This is a genomic window from Kitasatospora sp. NPDC057198 (assembly GCF_042670125.1).
GTDB lineage: Bacteria > Actinomycetota > Actinomycetes > Streptomycetales > Streptomycetaceae > Kitasatospora.
In genome coordinates, this window is the sequence record NZ_JBHUWH010000386.1 from 1 (window position 1) to 7,532 (window position 7,532).

Sequence of the window (7,532 nt, forward strand, 5' to 3'; positions counted from 1 at the left end):
CTCCGCCAACTGGCGCTCCACCGCGGGGGGCAGGCCGGTCTCCGCCGGGCCCGGCCGACCGGCGGAGGCGCAGGAGTCGGGGGAGGCGCAGGAGTCGGGGGAGGCGACGGTGAGCCGGGGCGGGGCGGCGGTGTCCGCGCGGTCGAAGCGGGCCGCCAGCACCCGGCGGGCCCGCCACAGCCCGCGCATCTCCTCCAGGGCGCAGGCGAGCGCCTCCTCGGCGTCCGCGGCCCGGGCCAGGCAGTCGGCGAGCGCGGCCAGCGCGCCCTCCCGCTGGACGGCGTAGTACTCGGCCGTCACGTCGCGGAAGGTGCCGACGGTGACGGTGCGCCCGGTGGCCGGGTCCGGGACGCGGTTGAAGGTCGAGTGCGCCCAGATCCGGTGGCCGTCCCGGTGCACGGCGGGAACGGTGGCGCTGCCGCCGTCGCCCGCCATCGCCTCGGCCAGCGCGTCGGCGGACCGCCGCCGGGCGTCCGGGTCGGCCTCCTGGTCCGCCCACCACGGGTGCGGCGGGGCGTAGGGCAGCCCCTCCGGGCCGTACCCGAGGACGTCGGCGAACGCCGCGTTCACCCTGATCACCGCGCCGTCCTCGTCGCAGACGAAGAACGCGTCCTGGAGCGAGTCGACCAGCCCCTCGCTCCACCGGGTGTGCCGCTCGCGCAGCCGCGCCAGCCGCAGCGCCGAACGCACCCGGGCCAGCAGGTCGGCCGCGGCGAACGGCTTGACCAGGTAGTCGTCCGCCCCCGACTCGAAGCCGTCGATGGCGTCCCCGCGCCCGGCCCGCGCCGACAGCAGCAGCACCGGCAGCGCGGCGGTGCGCGGGTCGGCGCGCAGCGCCGCGACCAGCTGGAGCCCGTCCGTACCGGGCATCATCACGTCGCTGATCACCAGGTCGGGCGCGGCGGCGCGGACGGCGGCCAGCGCCCGCCCGCCGTCGCCGACCGCGGTGACCCGGTGGCCCGCACCGCCCAGGATCCGGCTCAGGTAGTCGCGCATGTCGGCGTTGTCGTCGACGACCAGGACGTGCGCGGCCCCGCCGTCGCCGTCCTCCCGCACGGCTTCCCGCACGGCTTCCCCGGCGCCACCGGTGCTGCCGGCGCCGTCGGCCGGCTGGGCCGGAGCCTCCCAGCGGGCGGCCTCCTGGAGGAACGCCTCGGCGCCGTCGGCGGGGGAGCGGCGGGCCGGGGCGCCGTCGACCGGGGCGCCGTCGACCGGGGCGCCGTCGACCGGGACGCGGCGGGCCGGGGCCGCGGGCAGGACGGCCTCCGGGGCCAGCGGCAGGTCGACCGTGAAGGCGGTGCCGCCGTCCGGGACGGACTCGGCCGTGACCGACCCGCCGTGCAGCTCGACCAGCTCCTTGACCAGGGCCAGACCGATGCCGCTGCCCTCGTACGAGCGCGCCCGGCCGCCCTCGACCCGGTGGAAGCGGTCGAACAGGTGCGGCAGCTCGGCGGCCGGGACACCCACCCCGGTGTCCGCCACGGTGACCTCGGCCCGCCCGTCCCGCTCGCGCACCCGCACCCGGATCGCGCCCTCGAAGGTGAACTTCAGGGCGTTGCCGAGCAGGTTGAAGACCACCTTCTCCCACAGACCCGGATCGACCAGCACCGGGGCACCCAGCGGCGCACAGTCCACCTCCAGGGCGAGCCCGGCCCGCTGCACGGCCGAGCGGAACACCGAGGCCAACTCGGCGGTGAACCGCGCCAGATCCACCGGCTCCGGCCGGGCCCGCATCCGGCCCGCCTCGATCCGGGAGAAGTCCAGCAGCGCATTGACCAGCCGCTCCAACCGCAGCGCATTGCGCCGAACGGTCTCCAGGTCCTCACGCACACCCGGATCGACGACGAAGCCCGCCCCGGTCCCGACCCCGGCTCCGGGCCGGGTGCCTGTTTCGGCTTCCGCCTCGGCACTGACACTCGCTCCGGTCCCGGTCCCGGTCCCGGTCCCGGTCCCGGTCCCGGTCCCGACCCCGGCTCCGGCCTTGGGTCGGGCACCCGATCGGGCCCCAGCCCCGGTTCCAACCCCTGCTTCCGTCCCGGCCCCGGCCCCTGCTTCCGTCCCGGCCCCGGCCCCGGCTTCCGCCTCGGCCTCCGCTTCCGCGAGCCGCTGCCGCAGGGCCTCGACCGGGCCGGCGATCAGCGTCAGCGGGGTGCGGAACTCGTGGCTGATGTTGGAGAAGAACGCCGTCTTCGCCCGGTCCAGCTCGGCCAGTTGCTCGGCCCGCCGCTGCTGCGCCTCGTGGCTACGGGCACTGGAGACGCCCGCCGCCAGCCGGTCCGCCACCAGGTCGACGAAGCCGAGGTAGCCCTCGTCGAGCGGACGGTAGCGGCTGAGGCCGACCACCAGGAAACCGCTCGGCCCGTCGCCGCCCTCGCCTTTCAGCGGTACCACCCGGGCCTGCCGGGGCGGCTCCAGCCACGCCCCGCACGGCAGGTCGGCGAACGAGTCGCCCACCAGCGACGGCGTCGACGCCGCGCCCGCGCGGGCCGTCCCGGCCGGCCACGGGCCCGACCCGTCCGGGCCGATCAGCGCGGGCGCCGCCGGGTGCCCGGCGGGCATTCCCGAGGAGGCGGCCAGCCGGGCGGCGTCCCCCTCCTCGAACAGGTACGTCAGGGTGAAGGGCAGGTCGTACGGGTTGCGGGCGAGCTGCCCGCCGGCGAAGGCGAGGAACTCCTCCTCGGTGCGCACCGTCCCCGGCGCGGAGCCCAGGTCGCGCAGCGTGGCCATCCGGCGCTCGGCGACGATCCGTTGGGTGTCCTCGCTGACCACGCACAGCACGCCGACCACCTGGTCGGACTCGTCGCGCAGCGGGCTGTAGGAGAAGGTGTGGTAGGTCTCCTCCGGATACCCGGAGCGTCGCAGCCACAGCAGCAGCGCCTCGTCCCAGGTCGCCTCGCCCTCGGTCAGCACGTGCTCGATCCGCGGCCGGGCGTCCTCCCAGACCTCCGCCCACACCTCCCGGAACGGGCGGCCCAGTGCCCACGGGTACTTGTCGCCCAGGGTGTCCCGCCGGTACGCGCCGTTGCAGAGGAAGGTCAGCTCGGGGCCCCAGGCCATCCACATCGGGAACCGCGAGGACAGTACGAGGTCCACCGCCGAGCGCAGGCTCTGCGGCCACCGCACCGGATCTCCCAGCGGCGTCCCCGCCCAGTCGACCCGCGCCAGGTCGGCGCCCACCACCGGATCGGCGCCGAACACCCCCCGTGTCCGTTCCCGCGCCACCGGTCTCCCTCCTCCGCCCCGGCCCCGCCGGACGCGGAGCCGTCACCCATTGTGCCGGGCGTGGCCCCGGTCCCGGACGGATGCCCGCTCCCCGACCCGGCAACCGCCCCGACCTGGCAACCCCTCTCGACCCGGCAGCCGTCCCCTGACCCGGGGACCGGCCTCGGGCCTGGCAACCGCTTTCGGTCCGAGAACTGGCCTCCGGCCCGGGAACGGCCTCCGGTCTGGGAACGGCCTCCGGTCCGGAACAGCCTCTGGCCGGGCAACTGGCCTCCGGTCCGGAACGGCCCCTGGCTCGGAACCGGCTTCTGGTCTGGGAACGGCCTTCGGCTTGGCAACTGGCCTCCGGCCCGGAACGGCCCCTGGTCCGGGAACGGCTTCCGGCCTGGCAACCCGCCCCCTGACCTGTGAACCACCCCTGGCCTGGCAACCGCCTTCGGTCCGAGAACCGGCTTCTGGCCCGGCAACCGGCCTCCGGCCCGGCAGCCGCCTCCGGTTCGCCGTGACCCGGTTGGCTAGCATGACCGCCATGACCGACCACACTGCGGGGCCGCCCGGAACGACGGTGCTGCCCCTGGGCGGCGATCTGGACCACGACAACCAGCGCGAACTCGCCGCCGCGGTGGACGCCGCCGTCGCCCGCACCACCGGGGCCCTCGTCCTGGACGTCTCGGCGGTCACCTTCGCCGACTCCTCCGCCCTGCGGACCCTGGTCCTGGCGCAGCAGCGGATGGAGGCGGCGGACGGCGCGCTGGTCCTGCTCGGCCCGCTCGGGCCCGCGCTCCGGCGCCTGCTGGAGATCACCGCCACCGACGGCTACTTCACCGTCGCCGACAGCCTGCCGCAGGCCCTGTCAGCGGCGGGGGAACTCCTGCGCCACGACCCCAGCGGAGCCGGGACCGGCTGACCCGGGGCCCGCTCCGCCGCATCATCCGCCCCACCCGGGGCACAAGCCCTTCGAATCCTTCCTCCCGGCCTCACCGGCCGGCACGAACGGTGCCGTAGACGATTCGAGGTCGTTCATGCGCCACGACGACGCCCTGCCGTCCACCCCGGAGGCCGCCGTCCCCGAAGACCGGCCGCCCGAGCCCGTGCGGACGGCGGGCCAGGCCCGTACCGCCCTTGCCCGGCTGCTGGCCGCGGCCGGGCATCCCGGCGGCCGGGTGCTCGCCGATGCCCAGCTCGCGGTCACCGAGCTCGTCGCCAACGCCCTGCGCCACGGCGGCGGCCTGACCTGTTTCGACGCCCACCTCGCCTCCTGCGGGACCGAACTGGTCGTCGAGGTCGAGGACGGCGACGACCGCCACCCGGTCGCCCGGCCCCTGCACGACCGGGATCCCGCCACCGCCGGCGGCCGCGGCTGGTCCATCGTCCTGGCCCTCACCGCGACCTGTCGCGTGGTGCCGCTGCCCGCCGGCGGCAAGCGCATCCGGGTCACCTTCGCGCTGTGACGGCCGACCGGCTGGACGGGCGGACGGCTGGACGGCCGACCGGCTGGGCGGACGGGCGGACGGGCGGTGAAACGGACGGACCGCGTCCGGACCGGTCGCCGAAAAATCAGAGGATTCGAACGGTGACGGCAGGTCAGACTGGGCGCATGGACACCGATCGCCGCTCGCTGTGGCAGCCCTTCTCCGAGACCGCCACCCAGCAGCCGCTGCGCCCCCGCGACGGGCAGCGGCCCGTGCCGGCCACCACCTCGCCCTTCCTCGAACCGGGCCCCGCGGCCGACCGGCCCGAGTCGCCCCGCGCCGCCGGGCGGCCGGAGCGCTGACCCGTCAGACCGCCAGGTCGGCCAGCACCTCGCGGGCCGCCCGCGCGCCCGAGGCCAGGGCGCCCTGGACCGAACCGGTGGTCCGGTGGTCGCCGCACACGTACCGGCCGGGGGCCCACCGGCTGGTACGGGTCAGCGGGTGCGGGGCGGGCATCGCGGGCAGCGCGCCGGGGATCCGGTACGCGGCCAGCGGCTCCCAGCCGGAGGTGTCGCAGCCGTACAGCTCCGCCAGCCGGACGCGCACCGCAGGCTCCTCGGCGGCCGTGCCGAGTACCGAGGTCGACACCAGCGAGAGCCCCGGCGGCGCGCAGCCCGGGACGACCTCCGACAGCACCACCGAGTTCAGCAGCCGCCGTCCGCCGTCCACCAGCAGCGTCGGAGCGGCCAGCGGGCTGCGTTCCGCGGCGTGGTAGAAGGTCGTCACCGCGCGGGTCGGCGGTACCGGCAGGCCGGGCAGCAGCGCCGCGGCGGCCGCCGGCTCGGTGGCCACCACCACGTGGCGCGCCGCCAGTTCCCGGCCGTCCGCCAGCAGCACCCCGCCCTCGTGCACCCCGGCGACCGGGGTGTCCAGCCGCAGCACCCCCGGGGGCAGCAGCGCGGCCAGCGCCTCCGGCACCGCCCCGATCCCCGCCGCCGGGAGCGCGAGCGTGCCCCGGACCATGCTGCGCCAGTACAGGTGGAACACCCGGGCGGAGGTGTCGAGCCCGTCCTCCAGGAAGACCCCGGCCAGGAACGGCCGCAGCACCCCGTCGACGGTCGCCCGCGAGACGCCCGCCGCGCGCAGGGCCGCCGCCGTCGGCCGGTCGCCGCCGCGCCGCAGCAGTGCGGCGGGCAGCAGGGCGTCCCGCACGGTCAGCGCGCCGAGCGCCGCCGCGTCCCGGGCCGGCAGCACCCGCCCGCCCAGCAGGTCGCCCGCCAGGCGCGGGCGGCGCAGCGGGTCGACCAGCAGGCGGCGGCCGGCCGGGCCGGCCAGCGCGAAGCCCGGGGTGAACGGCCGCAGGCGCAGCGGGCGCAGGGCGAGGCGGCGGCGGACCTGCGGGTAGGAGGTGTTGAACACCTGGAAGCCCCGGTCCAGCCGGAAGCCGTCGCGCAGGTCGGTCCGCATCCGTCCGCCCACCGCGTCCGCCGCCTCCAGCAGCCGCACCCGCCGCCCCGCCGCCGCGAGGTCCAGCGCACAGGCGAGACCGGCCGGCCCGGCTCCCACCACCGCCACGTCCACCGCGCCGTTCGCGTCCACCGCGCTCCTCCTGCCCTCGAACCGTCTTCGACTCGGACCCCGACGGCGGCCCCGACGACGGGGCCGCCCGTACCGATTCGGAGCCGGCCCGGCGGACGGATGGGACGGTCCGGGCACCCGGGCGGCCGGACTACCGTGGAGGGCGTGGACGCGGAACGGGAGGGCCTGCGGGAGCGGCTCGGCGCGGCCCTGTTCGCCAAGGTGGCCGGGCCGGAGGGCCCCGCCGTGCGGCAGCGCGTGCACGGCACCCCGGGGCCGCGCCGGTTCGGCCCGGAGCGGCCGATCCGGCGGGTGCACGGCGACGCCGCGATGTTCGTCGGCGGGCTCGCCGCGCTCCTGGTGCAGTCGCTGCACCCGTCGGCGATGGCGGCGGTCGCCGCGCACTCCGGCTACCGCAGCGACCCGTGGGGCCGGCTCCAGCGCACCAGCACCTTCCTCGCCGTCACCACCTTCGGCACCGACCGGGACGCGCGGGCCGCCGTGGACCGCGTCCGGGCCGTGCACGCCCGGATCGGCGGCACGACGGCCGCCGGGGTCCGCTACCGGGCCGCTGACCCGCACCTGCTGGCCTGGGTGCACGCCGCGGAGACCGACAGCTTCCTGCGCGCCCATCAGGCGTACGGGGCCGCGCCGCTCGACGCGGCGGGCTGCGACGCCTACGTGGCGGACACCGCGGAGGTCGCCGCCGACCTCGGCGTCGAGGAGCCGCCCCGCAGCCGGGCCGAGCTCGACGCGGTGCTCCGCGCCTACCGGCCCGAACTCGCCAGGACGGCCGAGGCCCGCGAGGCCGCCCGCTTCCTGCTGCTGCACCCGCCGCTGCCGTGGGCCGTCCGCCCCGCCTACGGCGCGCTGGCCGCCGCCGCCGCGGGCCTGCCCGCGCCGGAGCACCGCGCCCTGCTGGGCCTGCCGGCCGACCCGCTCACCGCCGCCGCGGTCCGCCCGCTCGGCCTGGCCGTGGTGCGGGCGATCCGGTGGGCGATGCCGGTGCCCCGGGAGCGGGGCTGAGCGGTCGGACCGAATCGGTCGGCATCTTTCCGGACAAGCCGGGCATACGGTCCTGCGTCAGCGACGGATCGACCGGTCGGGAGGCCGCGATGAGCATGGGTGACAAGATCAAGAACACCGGCGACAAGCTCAAGGGAACCGCGAAGGAGTCCGCGGGCAAGGCGGTCGGCAACGAGCGCCTGGAGGCCGAGGGCAAGGCCGACAAGGCCAAGGGCGACCTCAAGCAGGCCGGCGAGAAGGCCAAGGACGCCTTCAAGGACTGAGCGGGGCCGCTCCGACCGCGGGGGCCCGGGC

Annotated in this window: 7 protein-coding genes; 5 read left to right on the forward strand and 2 right to left on the reverse strand. The window is 77.2% G+C overall.

Annotated elements, in window-relative coordinates:
• Positions 1 to 3,198 (reverse strand): ATP-binding protein (locus ACFUEL_RS30825; RefSeq protein WP_380240076.1); only part of this gene is annotated, 3,198 nt, incomplete at its 3' end.
• A 553-nt stretch (positions 3,199 to 3,751) separates the two neighbouring features.
• Between ACFUEL_RS30825 and ACFUEL_RS30830 the strand changes: the two genes are divergently transcribed.
• The 3 genes from ACFUEL_RS30830 (at position 3,752) to ACFUEL_RS30840 (ending at position 4,996) form a co-directional block, all read left to right on the forward strand.
• Positions 3,752 to 4,129: an STAS domain-containing protein gene (locus ACFUEL_RS30830; RefSeq protein ID WP_380240077.1), complete on the forward strand. Its 378-nt coding sequence runs from the start codon at positions 3,752 to 3,754 to the stop codon at positions 4,127 to 4,129.
• Between the two features lie 115 nt (positions 4,130 to 4,244).
• Positions 4,245 to 4,673 carry an ATP-binding protein gene (locus tag ACFUEL_RS30835; protein WP_380240078.1) on the forward strand — a complete coding sequence of 143 codons (429 nt, stop codon included), beginning with the start codon at positions 4,245 to 4,247 and terminating at the stop codon, positions 4,671 to 4,673.
• Positions 4,674 to 4,819: 146 nt separating this feature from the next.
• Positions 4,820 to 4,996 carry a hypothetical protein gene (locus tag ACFUEL_RS30840; protein WP_380240079.1) on the forward strand — a complete coding sequence of 59 codons (177 nt, stop codon included), beginning with the start codon at positions 4,820 to 4,822 and terminating at the stop codon, positions 4,994 to 4,996.
• A gap of 4 nt (positions 4,997 to 5,000) precedes the next feature.
• Here ACFUEL_RS30840 and ACFUEL_RS30845 read toward each other — a convergent pair whose 3' ends face one another.
• Entirely contained in the window at positions 5,001 to 6,233 is a 1,233-nt protein-coding gene (locus ACFUEL_RS30845) for an NAD(P)/FAD-dependent oxidoreductase (protein ID WP_380240080.1), read from the reverse strand.
• A gap of 144 nt (positions 6,234 to 6,377) precedes the next feature.
• Between ACFUEL_RS30845 and ACFUEL_RS30850 the strand changes: the two genes are divergently transcribed.
• Both ACFUEL_RS30850 and ACFUEL_RS30855 read left to right on the forward strand, forming a co-directional pair.
• The gene (locus ACFUEL_RS30850; protein WP_380240081.1) at positions 6,378 to 7,238 is read left to right on the forward strand and encodes an oxygenase MpaB family protein; all 861 of its coding nucleotides are present in this window, start codon (positions 6,378 to 6,380) and stop codon (positions 7,236 to 7,238) included.
• Positions 7,239 to 7,327: 89 nt separating this feature from the next.
• Positions 7,328 to 7,501, forward strand: a complete 174-nt coding sequence (locus ACFUEL_RS30855; protein WP_380240082.1) for a CsbD family protein — start codon at positions 7,328 to 7,330, stop codon at positions 7,499 to 7,501.
• Positions 7,502 to 7,532: the final 31 nt, after the last annotated feature.